Source organism: Levilactobacillus sp. FUA 3915 (assembly GCF_044053135.1).
Lineage (GTDB): Bacteria > Bacillota > Bacilli > Lactobacillales > Lactobacillaceae > Levilactobacillus > Levilactobacillus lanxiensis.
The window spans coordinates 2,279,024-2,297,714 of the sequence record NZ_CP168704.1; the positions used below are offsets into that span (position 1 = coordinate 2,279,024).

The 18,691-nt window shown below is 51.8% G+C and carries 14 protein-coding genes; 10 read left to right on the plus strand and 4 right to left on the minus strand.

Annotated elements, in window-relative coordinates:
- Positions 1-276: 276 nt before the first annotated feature.
- Positions 277-735 carry a flavodoxin gene (locus ACEPST_RS10580; protein WP_204122226.1) on the minus strand — a complete coding sequence of 153 codons (459 nt, stop codon included), beginning with the start codon at positions 733-735 and terminating at the stop codon, positions 277-279.
- 243 nt (positions 736-978) lie between these two features.
- On the opposite strand from ACEPST_RS10580, the gene recX reads away from it, so the two are divergent.
- Entirely contained in the window at positions 979-1,779 is an 801-nt protein-coding gene (recX, locus tag ACEPST_RS10585; protein ID WP_204122225.1) for a recombination regulator RecX, read from the plus strand.
- Between the two features lie 43 nt (positions 1,780-1,822).
- The gene (locus ACEPST_RS10590; protein WP_204122224.1) at positions 1,823-3,004 is read left to right on the plus strand and encodes a serine hydrolase domain-containing protein; all 1,182 of its coding nucleotides are present in this window, start codon (positions 1,823-1,825) and stop codon (positions 3,002-3,004) included.
- Positions 3,005-3,201: 197 nt separating this feature from the next.
- Here ACEPST_RS10590 and ACEPST_RS10595 read toward each other — a convergent pair whose 3' ends face one another.
- Positions 3,202-3,324 carry a hypothetical protein gene (locus ACEPST_RS10595; RefSeq protein WP_374706475.1) on the minus strand — a complete coding sequence of 41 codons (123 nt, stop codon included), beginning with the start codon at positions 3,322-3,324 and terminating at the stop codon, positions 3,202-3,204.
- Between the two features lie 635 nt (positions 3,325-3,959).
- Here ACEPST_RS10595 and ACEPST_RS10600 point away from each other — a divergent pair.
- From ACEPST_RS10600 to ACEPST_RS10620, 5 genes are all read left to right on the plus strand, one after another.
- Entirely contained in the window at positions 3,960-4,514 is a 555-nt protein-coding gene (locus ACEPST_RS10600) for a DUF402 domain-containing protein (protein WP_125765082.1), read from the plus strand.
- Positions 4,515-5,343: 829 nt separating this feature from the next.
- Positions 5,344-6,456 (plus strand): AI-2E family transporter, encoded by a 1,113-nt coding sequence (locus ACEPST_RS10605; RefSeq protein WP_204122223.1) that lies wholly within the window; start codon positions 5,344-5,346, stop codon positions 6,454-6,456.
- Between the two features lie 153 nt (positions 6,457-6,609).
- Positions 6,610-7,026, plus strand: a complete 417-nt coding sequence (gene tagD, locus ACEPST_RS10610) for a glycerol-3-phosphate cytidylyltransferase (RefSeq protein ID WP_204122222.1) — start codon at positions 6,610-6,612, stop codon at positions 7,024-7,026.
- Positions 7,027-7,093: 67 nt separating this feature from the next.
- Entirely contained in the window at positions 7,094-7,978 is an 885-nt protein-coding gene (locus ACEPST_RS10615; protein WP_204122221.1) for a hypothetical protein, read from the plus strand.
- Between the two features lie 14 nt (positions 7,979-7,992).
- Complete coding sequence (locus ACEPST_RS10620) at positions 7,993-10,017, plus strand: CDP-glycerol glycerophosphotransferase family protein (RefSeq protein ID WP_204122220.1); 2,025 nt, start codon at positions 7,993-7,995, stop codon at positions 10,015-10,017.
- Positions 10,018-10,524: 507 nt separating this feature from the next.
- Here the strand turns inward: ACEPST_RS10620 and ACEPST_RS10625 are convergent.
- Positions 10,525-11,361, minus strand: a complete 837-nt coding sequence (locus ACEPST_RS10625; RefSeq protein WP_239064556.1) for an alpha/beta fold hydrolase — start codon at positions 11,359-11,361, stop codon at positions 10,525-10,527.
- A 429-nt stretch (positions 11,362-11,790) separates the two neighbouring features.
- A complete protein-coding gene (locus tag ACEPST_RS10630) occupies positions 11,791-12,324 on the minus strand; it encodes a hypothetical protein (protein WP_239064555.1) in 534 nt (177 codons plus the stop codon).
- Positions 12,325-12,931: 607 nt separating this feature from the next.
- On the opposite strand from ACEPST_RS10630, the gene ACEPST_RS10635 reads away from it, so the two are divergent.
- The 3 genes from ACEPST_RS10635 to ACEPST_RS10645 all read left to right on the plus strand — a co-directional run bounded on the left by ACEPST_RS10635 (position 12,932) and on the right by ACEPST_RS10645 (position 18,686).
- Positions 12,932-14,509 (plus strand): peptide chain release factor 3, encoded by a 1,578-nt coding sequence (locus ACEPST_RS10635; protein ID WP_204122218.1) that lies wholly within the window; start codon positions 12,932-12,934, stop codon positions 14,507-14,509.
- A gap of 755 nt (positions 14,510-15,264) precedes the next feature.
- On the plus strand, positions 15,265-17,394 hold the full coding sequence (locus ACEPST_RS10640; RefSeq protein ID WP_204122217.1) for a lectin-like domain-containing protein: 2,130 nt from the start codon (positions 15,265-15,267) through the stop codon (positions 17,392-17,394).
- A 176-nt stretch (positions 17,395-17,570) separates the two neighbouring features.
- Positions 17,571-18,686, plus strand: a complete 1,116-nt coding sequence (locus tag ACEPST_RS10645; RefSeq protein ID WP_204122216.1) for a zinc-ribbon domain-containing protein — start codon at positions 17,571-17,573, stop codon at positions 18,684-18,686.
- Positions 18,687-18,691 lie beyond the last annotated feature (5 nt).

Sequence of the window (18,691 nt, forward strand, 5' to 3'; positions counted from 1 at the left end):
ATTTGGACGTTGATGGAGATTAAAGCGATGGCCGGCAACTCGTGAAGGTCACGACAACCGCTAAATACTGCCAACGTCAGTGACCAGAGGCGGGCCAAGGTGACCAGCTGTGTCGATGGTCTTAGCTGAGTGATTTTTCTCAGCTTAGAGCATGGGACAACCTTTGAGACCGCACTCCAGGCTCAAAGGTGAGGTGGAAGCCCGTCCTTTGGCTGGAACCGGCCCCACAGCAGGGCACCTTGAGCCCGCCGCCGGGAACGAAAGTACCAATCAGTTTTAGGTATGTTTAGCGTGGTAGGTGTCCACGAGCTGTTGGGCCATGGCGTCGAGCTGGTCGATGGCCGCCTGGTCCGGTGCCAAGTTAATTTTAACGGGAGCTGCACCGCGAATGGCGCCAGTCTTCTGGAAGGTGGCATCAAAGTGATCCACCGTGGTGTTGTAGTATTCGCCATAGAAGGTGTCACCGGAACCAGCCACGCCGTAAATTTTATCGGTCAGGTCGATGGCTTGGAGGTCCTCGTAGAAGTCCATGCCTTCATCGGGGAGGGAGCCCTCGTCGTAGGTGTAGGCACAGACCACACAGATGTCGACATTTTCAAATTCGGCGGCGTCCGTTTGCGAAATCTCAGTCTCGGTGACCTGACATCCCAGGTCTTCCAATTTTTCCGTGACGATGTCCGCAACGTCTTCGTTATTGCCGGTGATGGTGGCAAAGACCACTTGTGCTGTTACCAAAGCGCTCACTCCTTAGTTTTGATTGGCTGGTCAGTCGATTGGGACCGCCAGCAAGTTGTCCCAATTATAGCAGGTCGCCGCGATGGTGACTAGGAATCGTTGTGGCGGCCAATCGTGGGCGGCGCGAAAAGATGATTGACTAACAAATCTGTCGCTCTGCTTCCCACACCCCCCGGTGAACTGGTAAAATAATGCCAAGAACAGCAAAATGTTTCTGAAATTGAGAGAAGGATGTGAGGGTTAATGGCCGTCATTACCATGATTGAGGCCCAAAAGCGTAGCGGCCGTTATAATGTTTATATTGACGGTGCGTACGCGTTTCCGGTGAGTGAAAGTGTGCTGATCGACTTCCGTTTGTTCAAGGGCATGGAAGTTGACCAGGAGTTAAAATCTCAGCTGGTGGATGCCGATAACGTGTCCAAGGCTTACAATCGGGCGCTGGATTATCTGTCGAATCAGCTACGCACGGAAAAAGAAGTGCACGACAAGCTGGTCACCTTGGAGATTCCGGAAGCCACGATTGACGCGACGTTTAAAAAATTACGCGAACTGCATTTACTAGACGATGCTCATTACGCGGCGAGCTACGTGCGGACCATGATGCACACGGGTGACAAGGGTCCCCGCGTGATTCGCCAACATTTACGACAAAAAGGGGTCGGCGAAAAGCTGATCGACGATGCCTTACTCTTGTATACACCAGAGGACCGCTTGACCGTGGGGACGGCCGTGGCCCAGAAGCTGGCGAAACGGTATCATCGCCAAGCCTTCGGTACCCAGCAACAGAAGATTCGCCAGGGGCTGATGAGTCGTGGGTTTAACAACGATGAGATTGGGCAAATGCTGGAATCGCTTGATCTAACGCCAGACGTTGACCAGCAACATGAGCTGTTGGTCAAACAGGGTGAAAAGGTCTGGCACCGTTACCGGACGCTCAGTCCATCGGAACGCAAGTATAAAACCAAACAGGTCTTGTATCGCAAAGGCTTTCAGCTCGACGACATTAGTCAGTGGCTGGCTGATTTAGGGGAATCGGCCGAGTAGTTTTTTGGCAACAACCAAGCAAGTGGAGTAAGGGGATGTTGAGATGCACAAGAAGACTTTAGGGGCCTTGGTGGCATTTGGCATGGTTTTGGGAATTGGGGGTGGCCTCGCGTGGTGGTTCAATGGGCTGGCGGAGACACATCCACAGCCCGCGGCCGTTAGCAGTAGTTCTTCGGTGGTTAAGCCGAAGCCCAAGCCACAACCAAAGAAGCCGGCCAAGAAAAAGACGGCACCCAAGCAGACGGCGGCCACGCGAGAGATCGACGCCATTTTACGGGCGAACCGGTTCGTGGGGACGGCCCTCGTGATGCACGGCGACAAAATCATCTACCAGCAGGGGATGGGTTACGCGGATGCCAGCGAGCAGAAAAAGAACGGCGTCAACAGCGTGTACCAGTTGGCATCCGTCCAGAAGTCGTTTACGGCCGGTCTGATCATGAAATTAGCTGCGGCACAGAAACTCTCGCTGACGGATCCGCTGTCCAAGTACTATCCACAAATCAGGGGGTCCAAGCGTATCACGTTACGTGACATGCTGGACATGAAGAGTGGGCTGACACTGGAAGCCTTTCCGGATACCCTGAATTCGGAAAATGGCATGATCAAATTCATTTTGTCCAACATCATTAGTCAACCGCGAGATATTGGCAAATGGAACTATTCACCGGTCAACTTTATGCTACTGGCGGGAATTATCCAGCAAGTCACTGGGGAAAGCTACCGCCAATACTTCACGGAAAATATTATTGAACCGTGGAACCTAACGCACACGGGGTTCGTGTTCAAGATGGCCCACCGTCGTGCCTTTTCTCAGGGGTATCAAAACAATAACCAGGCGGACGTCGATACCAATTACGACGCCAAGTACCCCGAATCCCGGGCATCCATGTTCTACCAGTTTGGGACGGGCCAGGTCTACATGTCGGCCCACGACCTCTTCGTCGGTGAGCGGAACATGTTACTGGGCAAGTTATATCCGGCCAGCGACGTCAACGTCTTGCTGGCGCCGGGAACGGCCTCGATGTACGGGGGAGGCGCCTACGTTTACCCCGGGTACATCCGAGTTCACGGCCTGGCCTACGGGTACGAGGCCACGGCTCTTGTCAGCAAGGACGGCGAGGACGGCGTAATTCTCCTGAGTAACTACTACCGGGCGAACCAGCTGTCCCAAACGCCAGCTATTCAGATTTGGAATCTCTTAGAGGCGGGGCAATTGAATCATTAAATGAATGTAACCAAAAAGGACCTGGCTACCCAAAATGTGGGAAGTCGGGTCCTTTGACGTCGTGTCGGCAATCGTTAAGACTTAGGCCGACTGCCATACGTTCGCTTGGATTTATAACCAGCGGCGAGAATCTTGCGCATGTCCGCGATGTGGCGTTGCTTCGTGTCCTCGGCTTTGGCGCCAAAGATGTAGCGCGCTCACTCGCGCCGATAGCCCACGGTCAACGACTGAAAGAAGTCAGCTAACTGAGAGTCGTCGGCCAACAGTTCAGCGACTTGCGGAATCATCGGTTCAAAGGTACTTAGGGGAGCTTGAGCCAAAAGTGGTCACCTCATTCGTGTGAGTTGGGTGGTGCTAGTTTCTGATTGGTATTAGTATAGCGTTGTTTGGTGAGAGGGATGGGTTGGCAGCGTATGGGCTGGTGAAAAATATAATCAGAGTCTACCTGACACAACTGGCTGTTTTAGTGAGTGATAAAACAGAATAAAAACCGACGAGAAAACAATATGGCTGGGTTGAACAAGTGTTAGCCGCAGGGCTGGGAAAACTGGGCCGGTCGTGGAAGTGACCAGAGGCGCGCCAAGGTGCCCGGCTGTGTCGATGGTCTTAGCTGAGCGATTTTTCTCAGCTTAGAGCATGGGACAACCTTTGAGACCGATTCTCAGGCTCAAAGTTGAGGTGGAAGCCCGTTTTTCAGGCTGTAACCGGCCCCACAGCAGGGCACCTTGAGCACGCCGCCGGGAACGGAAGCGACCAGGCCCAATTTTCACCAGCCCGGAGGCGGTGCGGTTAGCCCTAATCCAGTTGATTAAGTTAATTTTACTGGGGATGGGCGCAATTCCACAGGTTTTGTTGCGCATAATCGGTCTGAACCTATTCAAGGGGCGCCAAATCTGGTATAATGTTGAGTGAATTTTTATAGTTACCCGTTACTTTTGGAAAGTAGGGTTTATACATGACGCGCGAAGCTAGAGGACCTAAGGAAGGCGACTTCATTACGATCAAAAGCTACAAGCACGACGGAAGTTTGCATCGAACTTGGCGCGACACTATGGTACTCAAAACAAGCGAGAACGCCCTCATCGGCGTCAACGACCACACATTGGTCACTGAAGACGATGGGCGGCGGTGGGTGACACGAGAGCCCGCAATCGTTTATTTTCACAAGCATTACTGGTTCAACATTGTTGCGATGATTCGGGACAACGGGGTGTCGTATTACTGTAATTTGGCTTCCCCGTATGTGATGGACAAAGAAGCGCTCAAATACATTGATTATGATCTCGACGTGAAGGTCTTTCCGGATGGTGAAAAACGCCTGCTCGACGTTGACGAGTACGAGGATTTCAGCCAACGGTGGCATTACGGCGAAGAGACTGACCGCATTTTAAAGGCCAACGTGTTGACCTTAGTCGATTGGATTAATCATCATAAGGGCCCCTTTTCCCAAGCCTATGTCGATCTCTGGTATCAACGGTATCAGGAGCTGCTGCGGCGCTCGAATGATTAGTAAGAGTTGTCTTCCGTACCACCAGGAGCAAGTCCATTCGTGGCTCGCTCCTTTTTTCTAAAATCAGTGTCCTTGGGATACTGGTCAAATTGGTCGTTGTTTTCGCCTCCGGATCGGTGAAAATAGGCCGGAACGCTGTGGGCGCCGTCCGGAGCCGAAAGGCGGTCTCCGGACTTACTTTGAGCCGAAATTCACGTCTCAAAGATAGCAGTTCTCTAAGCGGTAAACCGCTAAGAGAACTCCCACGGCTGAGCCTATTTTCACCGACCCTCCGGCTGGCATGGGCTTAGCCCCGTATCTAAGATGTTTCCGGGATGTTGCGTTTCGTAGCAAATAGGTCTGTAGACACAAGTTGTTTTAAATGAAAACAATTGTATCAATGAGCATAGCAAAAGAACACAATACAGTGTTTTGTTCAGGCACTGGCCATTCGGTTGGCAGCACATGACCGAAGCTATTGACGCCTAGATATAAACAGTAACAACAAAAAGAAAAAGTACATAATAACTGCGGTTTAAACAAGTGTGAGCCGCAGGGCTGGTGAAAATGGGCCAGTCGTGGCAGTGACCAGAGGCGCGCCAAGGTGCCCGGCTGTGTCGATGAACTAGGCTGGCGTTCTTTGCCAGCCTAGTTCATGGGACAACCTTTGAGACTGCACCTCAGGCTCAAAGTTGAGGTGGAAGCCCGCTTTACAGGCTGGAACCGGCCCCACAGCAGGGTACCTTGAGCGCGCCGCCGGGAACGAACGCGACGAGGCCCATTTTCACCAGCCCGGAGGCGTTGTCAGAACACTAGTTTAAAATCGTAATGTTAGGGAGGGGCAACCGGGATGAAATGGGTCGCGAATTCAAAAATCATGTTTTGGTCCTTAGAACTGTTAATCGTGGCGGCACTGATTTGGGTCTGCACACAGATTAGCTTCTTGTTTTCACCAATTGGTATTTTTCTATCAACCATCTTTGCGCCACTACTTTTATCGGGGATTCTCTTTTACCTATTGAACCCTCTGGTTAAAATCCTGGAAAAGGTCCGGTGGAAGAAATTTCACATTAACCGGACCGGGGCCGTGGCACTAGTATTTCTGCTCCTGGTCCTGATTCTGGTTGCGGGTGGCATGTGGTTGATTCCACGGCTCGTGACGCAGGTCACCACCCTGGTCAGCAACATTCCTGACTTTGCCAAGTCGACCGAGGGGGTTCTGCGTAAGCTGATTGATCAGCCGGCGTTTAAGAACATCGATTTCTCAAAATACCTGAGTCAATTACAGTCGGCCCTCTCCAAATACGCTCAGAGCTTCATGAGCGGCCTTACCAGCGGGATTGGCTCCGTTATTGGAACAGTGACCACGGTGACCGTAACGGCCGTTACAGTGCCTGTCATGCTGTTCTACATGCTGAAGGATGGCGACAAACTGATGCCGGCCATTCGCAAGTGGTTGCCGACCAAGCATGGCGACCAGACGGCGGAGCTTTTGAGCCGGATGAACACGACGATTGCCCGTTATGTGGGCGGTCAGATCATTGAATGCGTCTTCGTTGGGAGCTTCACGGCCATTGGGTACTTCTTCGTGGGTGAAAAATATGCGTTGTTGCTGGGATTCTTCGCCGGTCTGTGCAATTTGATTCCTTACGTGGGCCCGTACATTGGGATTTTACCAGCGTTGATCGTGGCATTTACCAGCAGTACCAGCTTGGTGATCTACGTGATCATCGTGGTGGTCGTCGTCCAACAGATCGATGGCAACCTGGTTTACCCCAACATTATTGGCAAGAGTTTACAAATTCATCCGTTGACTATCATTATTATTTTGTTGGCCGCAGGAAATATTGCCGGACTGCTGGGCATGATCTTGGCCATCCCATTCTATGCCGTGGTTAAGACGATTGTTCAGTATCTTTACAGTATTTGGCGCCTGGAGCATTCCGAGCGCAAAGCCCTTTAGTGGGGTAAATTTTCTCAAGAAAAGCGTAACGTTTGTGGTTTGAAGTTGACGTCACCGCTGAATATGCTACTATTTAGATTGTTATTGGAATTTTTTAGCGACCCCCTCAGGGATTATCGAGGGAAATTAACCAGATAAAGTAGGAGAATCTACATGAAAAAAGTAATTACGTACGGAACGTTTGATCTGTTGCACAAGGGTCACATTCGGTTATTAAAGCGGGCTGCGGCCTTAGGCGATGACTTAACGGTTTGCGTGTCCTCCGACGAATTTAACGCCGAAAAGGGCAAGCGGGCTTACACGTCATACGAAGACCGGAAGTACATCTTGGAAGCCATTAAGTACGTGGACCACGTGATTCCTGAAACCACTTGGGACCAAAAGATTCGCGACGTTCAAGAAAATGACATCGATATCTTCGTCATGGGTGACGACTGGAAAGGTAAGTTTGACTTTTTGAAGGACTACTGTGAAGTTATTTACTTACCACGGACGGAAGGCATCTCCACGACTAAAATTAAGCACGACTTAGGCCTTTCAGACGAAGAAGACTGGCAGGAAAAAGAGTAGTGTTGGTGATAATCCTTAGTCGTTGACTAGGGATTTTTTCTTAGAGAGCGTAGACGGAGGCAAACGAATGCAACGGATTATTTTTCTAGTGACGTCCTTAAACGGGATGCACAAACCAAACTTCTCACAGCAGTTGTTACAGGCTGTGCGGAAAGGGCTGCCGGTCAGTGTCCTGGTCGCACTAGTTGATTTTGAAGCGACTTGGCAGGTCCGGGATTACCTGAATCGCTTGGCCCAAAAGAACCCCGATGTGCAAAACGTGAATTTGATCACGTTAGCCGACCTGTATCAGGATGAACAGGGGTTGAAGCTGACCAGTGGAGAACGCAACGAGCCGGTACTGACGGACTTTGACGAACGACTCTTTGCCGACAATGAAGAACAAGTGAAACGTTACTTAGACGCGGGTCATTTGGTGGCGGAATTACGCCAATTGAACGACGAAACGCCAATGGTCTTGCGGCAATATCAAGCAGACCAACTGAAACAAATCGATACTTATGGGTTGGACGGTAACGTTGTGGGCATCGAAAAGATCGCCGATGAGGTTGCCCAGACCAGTTACATTTTAAACGCCAAGGGAGAAGCTGTCCTGCGGTTCGTCCGGCATGAACGGCCAGTTGATCAGGTCTTTAATCTGAGCAACTCGTCAGCGATGTTAGCCACGGAATTTGCGGATGCCAAGCAAAACGCGGCAACCGCCAACATGACCAAGCGGCAACGCAGTAAGGCCGAGGCCGCAACGATTGACCACACCTCAATCGTGTCGACCACCGAAACCTATTATGGGGTTCTGGCGTACTCAAACTACCGGCGATTTGATAATTTGTACACCTTTTATCAAGCCGTGTTGAGTCACCTGTTAACGCCGGACACCCAGCTATACGTGGACTTGGCCGTTAACGCCGAGTTATCCCCACAGATGCCGAACCAGCTGATTTTTAATTACTAAGGAGTTTTTCCATCGTGCGTGCGATTTTATCTGGATTACATCATAAAAAGAATTTACAAGAACTGGAACTTGAATTGATCGACGTGCCGGAACCTTTCGATGATCTGGCGGTAACCTTCTTGGAAAAGAATACCCAGGCGTCCGTCACCGTACCCATCAGCAAGGTGGTCAGCGCCGAGGTCGTGCAGATCCGGGTGGACGCCAATGCACTGCAATTTGCTGCAGAGGGCCAAAGCGAGTTTAGCTGGGAACTGTACTTAAACATTCGCCAGCAAAATACGCGGGGCCTGGTCCAGGTCGAAAGTGAATACCTGAGTGACCGGCACCAATTTACCCTGACCAGCTATTACCAAGTGAATAGTGATGCCGAGGGGATGGCGCTGTTTAACATGCACACCCAACAGGCTGAGACTGAATTCACGATTAGTGCGATTAACTTGCAGGACGATCAGTTGCAGGTTATCGGGCAAAGCCGAATCAACGGGCAGCCCATCGAGAACCAACGCCTGGTCTTAAAGAATGAGCAACAGGACAGTTCTGCGGAATGGCCAATTGCCCATATGAGCCTGCACGGGCTGTTCACGGCGTCAATTCCGTTGACGGACCTGGCCCAGGATTCCAAGCAACAGCTGTTCATTCGCTCAACGGTGGCCGGGCAAGACCTGGAACAACGGGTCGTTTTGGCCAAATCGTTGGCCGGTCAAGTGACCCAGGCGGTGACGCCAGGGCATCGCTTAGTTGTCGTTGAAAAACGCTTTGACAACGGGATTCGCGTGCGGGAAATGGCGGCGCCAACGTTGCCGCAACGCGTGGCGAATGCCTCCAGCAAAGTCGGTGGCGTCACCAAGTTGTTCTCTATGTTAATGGACAAGGTCAACCTGGCTTACATGCGCCGGTTATTCAAGCGCGGTCACCGGGCATTCGACCAACCAACCATCATCTTCGAAAGCTTTGGTGGGCGGCAGGTCAGTGACTCACCATACGCCATTTACCGGTTGTTCGTGCAACTCTATCCAGGCTTCAACTTTGTCTGGTCGATCGACCGGGAACAGAAGAAGTTCTGTAAGGAAAATGGGATTCCCTTTGTCATTCGGCGGACTTCCAAGTGGGTGCGGACGTTAGAAAAGGCCAGCTTCTGGATCAGTAACGCGCGGTTCCCCTCATGGGTGCGCAAGCCAAACTACGTGACCTACATCCAAACCTGGCACGGGACGCCGCTGAAGAAGTTGGGCCTGGACATTGAAAACGTCTCGATGCCCGGCACGACGACGGCCAAGTACCATGCCAACTTCGTTCGTGAAGCCAACCGCTGGGATGCGTTGGTCTCACCTAACGATTACTCGACGCGGATTTTCCGGTCAGCCTTTGGGTTTAACAATCAAATCTTAAAGGTCGGTTATCCACGGAACGATGAACTGATCAACAGTACCCCCGAGGACGTAACCGCTTTGAAGGAACGGCTGGGGATTCCACTGGATAAGAAGGTCGTGCTCTACGCGCCAACTTACCGGGATAACCAGTTCGCTGAGAAGGGGAAGTACACCTTCGAGCTGCCATTCTCCCTGGATGACTTCCGCAAGCGCTTCGGCCAGGATGCCGTTCTGGTTCTGCGGATGCACTATTTGATTTCAAATGCCCTGGATATCAGTGGTTACGAGGGTGTTGTCTTTGACCTTTCCAACCACCCAGACATCTCCGAGTTGTACCTGATCTCAGATATGTTGATTACCGATTACTCGTCTGTCTTCTTTGACTTCGCTTACCTCAAGCGGCCAATCCTGTTCTACCCGTACGATTACCACATGTACAAGGACGAACTGCGGGGCTTCTACCTCGACTACGAAAAGGATTTGCCGGGTGAAATTGCCCATAATGAGCATCAGCTGTTGGACTTAGTTTCTGACAAACTGAAGACGCCGGATATGAGTGGCAACCAGAAGTTTATGGACTTCTACCGGCAGTTCTGTGCGATTGATGATGGGCTCAGTTCCCTGAAAATCGTCAACTACGTCGTCCAACAAATCGAAAAGAACGTCTAGCTTTGGCGGGTTAAACTTGTCGTTGTCCGCGCCTCCGGGCTGGTGAAAACTGGGCCTGGTCGCGGTGGTTTTCGTTCCCGGCGGCGAGCTCAAGACGCCCTGCTGTGGGGCCGGTTCCAGACTGAGAAGCGGTCTTCCACCTCAACTTTGAGCCTGAGAAGCGGTCTCAAAGGTTGTCCCATGGGCTAAGCCGAGTGAGAAACCTCGGCTAAGACCATCGACACAGCTGGTCATCTTGGCTCGCCTCTGGTCACTAACAACGACCTAGTTGGGCCCAGTTTTCCCAGTCCTGCGGCTGACACGGGTTTAACTCACCAGCTGGCGGTTCTTTGACGATAGTTGTGGCTACTGGTATCGTGTGGTTATGACTGAGTGGCCAGTTTAGCTGGTTGTGAATTTTAAAAGTGAAACAAATAAAGCTGAATGCACTCACCAATTATGGTTGAGGGCATTCAGCTTTTTAGTTTGGTCGAAATTTTTTTGTTGAGGTGCTAGCTAAGCCATTGTTTAACGTAAGAATTGGTTGGCCTTTTTGACAAATTCTTCGTTGAATTGGAAGACACCGGCGTGGCCTGCGTCTGGGTAGATGACGAGTTCGCTATTTTTGAAGGCCTTAGCCAGATTGTAGCTGTTTGGCTTGGTGGGGACCATAGCATCGTGATCACCGTTGGCAACTAGTACCGGCAAGTCCAATTTGGAGAAATCAATGGCTGACTCGGTGCTCCATTTGTTGATGGCTTTTAGTTGGGTTCGGTAGGCGCTCCAGCCGATTGACCGGTCGCGGCCGGTTTGCCGGGCCTTGATGCGCTTTAGGAACTTGGCAGCTTGTTGCTTGCCGTTGGCCGTCCGGGTGAAGAAGAGGTAGGTTTTCACATCCTTGAAGGTGAAAATGGCTTTGGCCAGGGAACGGTCAGAAATTTTGGTCACATCGCCAATGCCTTGCCCACCTCGAGGGCCAGTTCCCGTTAACAGGGCCCGCCGAATCAAAGTTGGTTCCTGGTTGATGACTTCTTGCGCCACGAAGCCACCCATTGAGAAGCCAAATAGGTCGACTTGCTTGAGACCAAGGGCATGGATAAATTCGCGAATTTCCTGAGCCATACCTTGGATGGTCAGGGCAGCTTTGCCGCCGGAACCGCCAACGCCTTGATAGTCGGGGAGAATCAGTTGATGTTCCTTGGCCAGGCCATCCACGACGGTCGGATCCCAGTTGTCGAGATTACCTGACAGGTGAATCAAGCCAATGACCGGGACGGTGGCAGGTGTGCCGATTTCACGGTAAGCAAAGGTTTTCTTTTCCGGTGTGACGAGTGTTTTCGTTGGTGTGTCAATGTATGAAGTCATGATGAGCAGGTCCCCCGTTTGGTTTAGTAACAGATTTTCGATTAAGGTGAGTGTACCGCATGTGGTAACAAAAATCAATGATTGTTACTTTTGGAATTGAATGAATCAAAAAAGCTGGATGCCGTCACCGCGTTAGGTGAGGGCATTCAGCTTAAAGTTATGTTGGCAAATAGATCAGTGAATCCTGAAGATTAGAGTCAGTTGGCACGAAAAGTTACATGGCTACGGACTAAGACGATAGAAGCCGAGAGGGTGGTCAAAAATAGACTCAGCCGTGGGATTTAAGTAGCGGTTCGCTACTTAAATGGCGACTTTGAAACTCGCTTCTCAGAGGTTCAAAACGAGCGCAGAGACCGTTCTTTGGCTCTGGGCGTCCTGCCCACCGCGTTCCGGTCTATTTTTGACCACCCGGTAGGCGCTGACATCGCCTTATTTGCCGTAGCTGGTGGCTTGGTGGTAGGCGTGGGCGGTTAAACGATTGGCCTGCTCCGCCGTGATACCCGTGCTGTCAAAGTAGTGTTGCAAAATAATCCGGTACTGGCGGTGAACCAACTTTAAATCAGGCCGCTTCGTGTGAACCAACTGTTGTTGGGCACTTTGAGCTGCTTTTTTCGCAGACTTGGATTGCTTTAAATTTTTAACCAGGTAGGTCACGTTCTTACTGGCCTTCTTGGATTGCGGACTAACCGGTTGATTGGCTGTTCGGCTGCTGGCCAACGACTGTTTCATGTTAGCGGTCAGGCTGGTGACCTCGTAATATTGATTTTTCTTTAATTGCACGTGGTCGTAGCTCAAGAACAACAGATTGTTCAGGAGGAGGGCAATCACGGCCAGTCCGGCCCCGCAGAGAATCACGGACATGGTCGGCCGCAGTGGTTGGTGTTTGTTGCGTGCGACTAATAAGCCGACCAAACCTCCCAGAACCACCAGGGCTCCCACGGCAAAGACAATTTTAATAAGCATGGCTTCAGTAGACGCCGACATAGTTTCACCCGTTTCTAAATAAGTTCATTCTAAAATTAGTTGCGAACGGTTAAACAAGCCGTCCGTTAAAACATTAAAGGCATATCTACTATGATACCACATGCTAAGGGGGAGTTAAGTTAAAGCGCGACTATTTTAGGCGATAAGTTATCGGGTGCGGACGTATTTGTCACGATAGACGTTCCTGATGGCGAGTGGTTAAGTGAATTGCTCGTATTGTGGATGTTGGTTGGAATCATAGGCTAGGCTGTGATTTGGACAGGGGGAAAGGATGTTATGATCAGTCTGAGTGACCAGAGGTGGGCCAAGATGGCCAGCTGTGTCGATGCTCTTGGCTGAGTGATTTTCTCAGCTTAGAGCATGGGACGACCTTTGAGACCGATCTTAGGGCTCAAAGGCGAGGTGGAAGACCGCTCCTCAGGCTGGAGCCGGTCCCCATAGCAGGACATCTTGAGCCCACCGCCGGGAACGCAGCCGACTAACAAACCGTGAATTGTCGGCCTAAATGTGTTAAAATTACTAGCTGTGACGTTTAATTTAAAAAACGATAACTTAAAATATAAAATAACTTTTGTGAGGAAAACTAATGAGTGAAAAAACTTTAGCGTCAGCGGTTGATAAGCGCCGGACGTTTGCCATCATCTCTCACCCCGATGCCGGGAAGACGACGATTACTGAACAGTTACTGCTGTTTGGGGGCGTCGTGCGTGAGGCCGGTACCGTTAAGGCCCGGAAGAGTGGCAACTTTGCCAAGTCCGACTGGATGGAAATTGAACAAAAGCGGGGGATTTCCGTAACGAGCTCCGTCATGCAATTTGATTACCAAGGCAAGCGGATCAACATTTTGGATACCCCTGGGCATGAGGATTTCTCCGAAGATACCTACCGGACCCTGATGGCCGTCGACTCCGCCGTCATGGTGATCGACTCTGCCAAAGGGATCGAACCCCAAACCAAGAAGCTGTTCCAAATTTGTAAAATGCGGGGCATTCCCATCTTTACCTTTATGAACAAGCTTGACCGGGATGGCCGGGATCCAATGGACCTCATCGCCGAACTGGAAGATGTCTTGGGCATCGAAGGTTACCCGATGAACTGGCCAATTGGGATGGGGAAGGAACTCAAAGGGTTATACGACCGGTATCACAACCGCGTTGCCCTGTTCCGGCCCGAAGACGAAGCGCACCAATACCTGCCGTTACAGCCTAATGGTGAGTTGGTTGAACACAATGACTTGGAAGAGGACGGCTGGTACCAAGATGCCCGTGATAACATGGAGCTGATCGGTGAAGCCGGGAACCAATTTGACGAAGCTAAAATCGCCAGTGGGGACCAAACGCCCGTGTTCTTCGGGTCTGCCTTAGCCGATTTTGGGGTTAAAACATTCTTGGAAACCTATCTGGAATACGCGCCAAAACCTGCCAGTCACCATACTGAACAGGATACCGACGTGGCCCCAACCGACTCCGAATTTTCTGGCTTTGTCTTCAAAATTCAAGCCAACATGAACCCGCATCACCGGGACCGAATCGCCTTCGTACGAATCTGCTCGGGTGAATTTGACCGAGGGATGGACGTCATTCAGGAACGGACCGGGAAAAAATTACGGCTGTCCAACGTGACCGAGTTCATGGCTGATACGCGTGAGAACGTGGAAACAGCCGTGGCTGGGGACATTATCGGGCTGTACGATACCGGGAACTTCCAAATCGGTGACGCCATTTACACCGGGAAGAACAAGATTAAATTTGAAAAGCTGCCACAATTTACGCCAGAATTATTCGTCCGTGTATCTGCGAAGAACGTGATGAAGCAAAAGTCCTTCCATAAGGGAATCAATCAACTGGTGCAAGAAGGGGCCGTTCAACTGTACACGTCTTACTCCACTGGGGATTACATCCTGGGTGCCGTGGGTCAGCTGCAGTTTGAAGTCTTCCAATTCCGGATGCAAAATGAATATAATTCTGAAGTTATCATGGAACCTATGGGCAAGAAGACTGCTCGCTGGATCAACCCTGACCAATTAGACGAACGGATGTCTTCATCCCGGAACCTGCTGGTCAAGGACAACCATGGCGAGCCGTTGTTCTTGTTTGAAAACCACTTCGCTGAACGTTGGTTTAAGGACAAGTACCCTGACGTCGAACTGACTTCTAAGCTCTAAACTAGTCGTTGAACTGTGCCTCCGGGCTGGTGAAAAATGGGCCGTGACGCTGTGGGCGCCCGTCCGAAGCCTGAGGGGCGGTCTTCGGACTTACTTTGAGCCGAAGAACACGTCTCAAAGATAGCAGTTGCCTAAGCGGGGAACCCGCTAAGGCAACTCCCACGGCTGAGCCCATTTTCACCAGCCCTGCGGCTGACGCGGGTTTAGCCCGTTGGGTAGTGGTCGACGGTGACCTTGTGTCGTTTAAGTTTAAATATTAGTAAGTCCCAGCCATTTCATAGTTTGAGGTGGTTGGGATTTTTGTATACCACCCCATCTAAGACCATCGACACAGCCGAGCACCTTGGCTCGTCTCTGGTCACTTCCACGACCTGCCCAGTTTTCCCAGCTCTGCGGCTACCACGGGTTTAGCCTGTTGGTTAGTGGTCACTAGTGGCTTAGGGCATTTAATTTAAATACAAATGAAGCTCAGCCATTTCGATTGTGAAGTGGGTGAGCTTTTTTTTGCACTTTTAACGGGTCAGTTCACAGCTGGTTATCCAGAATGTTGTGCTAATTGGTCTAGTCTAAAACCGCCACGATTCCTAGTAATTCAACATCCTCACGACGATCCCGTCATTTTTCGAAGGTTTCCCTTCGGATTTTGCGTGTAAGCCCCGTCATAAATTCAGTTCTGTTACACTATAAACGAAATAATAATCTTGAAAATTGATGGTGCCCCATAATCGTTTGGGGGATGGAGAGGAGCGATTGCGATGAAGTTTAGAAGTTGGTTAGGATTTTTCTTAGGGCTGAGTTTGCTCGGCGTGGGTGGGGTTACCGGTTGTGCCGACGCGGATTACGACCAGGCTTTGAAGACGGCACCGCAGGGGATTTCGCTTGATAACATTTTTACACCGGGGACGACGAGTAATAATCAGGCGTCCGTGGTGAGCGCAACGAATCCGAATGTGTCGGGGACGCAGGCGGCTAAGATCAATAACGGTAAGAAGCAATTTGGCGCGCTCTGGTCAACGACGGACAACGTGTTTGATTTGACGCGCAATCAGTCCGCGTCCATGTGGCTGTACTTTGGGAACACCGGCAAGAAGGCCGCCGACGGGATGGCCTTTGTGCTCCAGAACGATGACAAGGGTTTAGCGGCCACCCCAACGTTTGGGAAGAATATTTCCGGCGAAACGTTGGGCGTGTGGGGTGTGGATACCGATAAGAAGCAGACCACGCCGGACAAGCTCGCAGCGACGGCGATTCAAAATAGTTGGGCGCTGGAGTTCGATACGCATCTAAACACGTCCACGAATTACGGCAACACCGGGGATGCGGATTCCTTTGACGTGGGGATTGCGGGCCCGCACATTGCCAACAACTATCCCGCAGCGGTGGACAGCTACCAAATGGTGCGGACGTCCACGTTGATTCCCATCTACAGTGTCGGCTACTACGCGACCCAGGACCACGCCGGTGTGTTGAAGGGGGATTACACCCTGTTGTCCAACGGCTCGTGGCACCATTTAACGTTGGATTGGCAGGCCAAGTCGCAGCAGATGACCTACACCTTTAATGACAAAGACCCGGTTACGGGGAAGGGCCAGAGCGGTGTCAGCGAGTCGGCCAAACTCGACCTGACCGAGATCGACCCCAAGGGGACGGGGCAGGTGCGATGGGGCTTCACCGGCGCGACGGGGGATAGTTACGAAAATAACCTGGTCGTGATGGAAGAAGTGCCCGGGCTGGTCGATGCGCAGGCAACGGCGACCCTGACGGACACGACGACCGGCAAAGAGATTGGTGACGGCGACGTGATGAAGGGGCAGGATAGCTTTAAGTTAGACTACCAATTGGACTACCTGACCGGCAAGCAGTCCTGGCAAGACGTGCAGGCCCATCTACAAGTACCGGAATACCTGGACGTGACGGCCGGGAAAATCACTTACGCCGACGGCACGTCAACGGTGGTGGATGTTAGCCAATTAACGGAGAACCAGTTAACGGTCAAATTGACTCAGGCCCTGTCGGCTAGCAATCGGACGGCGCACATTACTTTGACGGGGAAGGCAGCCAATTTAACGGCACCAGTTACCGTGGACGCGACAGCGAGTGGATTTAGTGCCGTCAACGGGGTGGTGACGGCGGAGACCCCGGTCTTTACGCTGAACCCCACGCTGGAACTGATGGCGGCATCCCTGTCCGGCAGTAGCGGTCAAGTGGAACCCGGGGAAGATGCGACCATGAAGGGTCTGGTTGTGGTACCGGAAGGCGTCGACCTGGCGAACCGGGACATGACGATTCATTCAACACTTAATGGCAAGGCCCGAGCCGACTTTAAGATTCCGGACGGCACGGACCCGTCCAGTGGGCGGTTTGATGTGACCGTGGCGGCCGCGGACCTGCAGAGCGGCAAGAATACGCTGGTGACCACGGTCGAAGATCCTTACGGCAACGTGTCTAACGCCGTGACTTATACAATCACCGTCAACCGGCAGCTGGTCTTCAACACGGTTGCCGAGAAAAGTTCATTTGAGAACACGACCCTGACCGGGACTCAGCAGAAGGTCAAACGGACCCTGGATTGGCAAGTTGAAATTTTAGATACGCGGGAAGCCGGTGCCAAGTGGGCCTTACAAGTGACGAGCACGGACTTCACGCGAGCAGACGGTCAGAAGTTGGCGGGTACCCTGAGCTACTACGACGGGGATGACCGCACGCCTATCAGTGACACGCCGATTGCGGTGAGCCAGGGAGAGGCAACGGGCAACGATGACCTGACGAACGTGATCGATGACTGGGACGATGACAATGGGTTACTGCTTGAAGTGAACTCGGCGGCCTTACAAGGGAAGTACAGTGGGACGGTTACCTGGTCATTGAATAACGTGCCCGAATAGTGAAGGACCCACATCTAGCGTGACGACAGCAGTCGTGGCGCTTATTTTTATGGCGGGAAATCCCTTAACTTAGCAAAATATCCCGGTCGAAAAATAAAAGGTGGCTAAACCAGCTAGACGTGGTCTATACTGGAAAGGCACCATGATTTCTTACATATAAAAGGGGTAGATGTTAGATGGAAAATACGCAGACTTTACAGTTTTGCCCGAAGTGCGGTCGGGAAAATGTCGAGCACGGCAAATTCTGTCCGCAATGTGGGCAATCACTCACCCAAGCGGCGCAACCGGTTGGCGCCAAGCAGGCGACCCAATCACAGGCCCCCGTGACGCCTCAGTCACGCACGGCGCATGATGAGTCAACGACGGGACAACAGGCGGTCCACACGGCAACTGCGCATCACAACGGTAATCGGAATTTGATTTTGAACCGGGAGAACCTGGAGCATGTCGGGTTGTGGATTCGCAATAACCTAGTGACGACTGGCATCGGTGTGTTCCTCCTGTTCCTGCTCTTCACGTTTGCGGCGGCTCACGTTGCCTGGTGGACGATTTTGCTATTATTGGTCTTGATTTACCTGATTGCCGGCAGTTACGGGACCGATGCCACCAGCTTCGAACGAAAGGTCAACCGGTACTACCGCGACCAGGATTATCGGTCAAATGTGAACCAGAATTTAAAGGCCAAGCAGAGTGATCTGCAGGCTAAGACAGCTTCGGCCCTTAAGCAAGCCATGCCGCAACAAGCAACGTCAACGGCTGCCACGGACCAACCCACCGCTGGTCCAACGGCTCAAGCAGCCACGACCGCGCCAGTTGCCAAGGGTCACCTGGGCATGGGCGTGACCGAGGTCATGGTGGTCTTGGGCGCCTTGGCTGCTCTGGGCGCCGTTTACGTGGGTCCTTACCTGCAAGCCTCCGCCTCGTTCCTTGACTCCTCAGCCGGGTTAACTCTGGCCAATTTGCTCAAGCTAGGAAATTCGGCTTCGGAATTTTTCGGTCAGGACTCTAGTGCCGGGGTGTGGCTCGTGGCCTTAACCGCTGCGCCAATCGTCGCGCTGGTCTTGGGGATTCTGCCTAGCCGCACGACCCGAATCATCAATGTGTTCGTGGCCGTTGCAGTCGATCTGATCTTTGGGACGGTCTTCGGGGCCATTTACAATGGTATCGGTGGCGGCTATTCTGGGACGTTTGGCGATGCGGGCTTCGGTCCTAGCGCCTGGGTCTCTCTGGGTGGCTGTGCCGTACTGACCATCTTTGCCCTGATTTCGGCGTTTAAGCCGCGGAAACCTTAATCAAT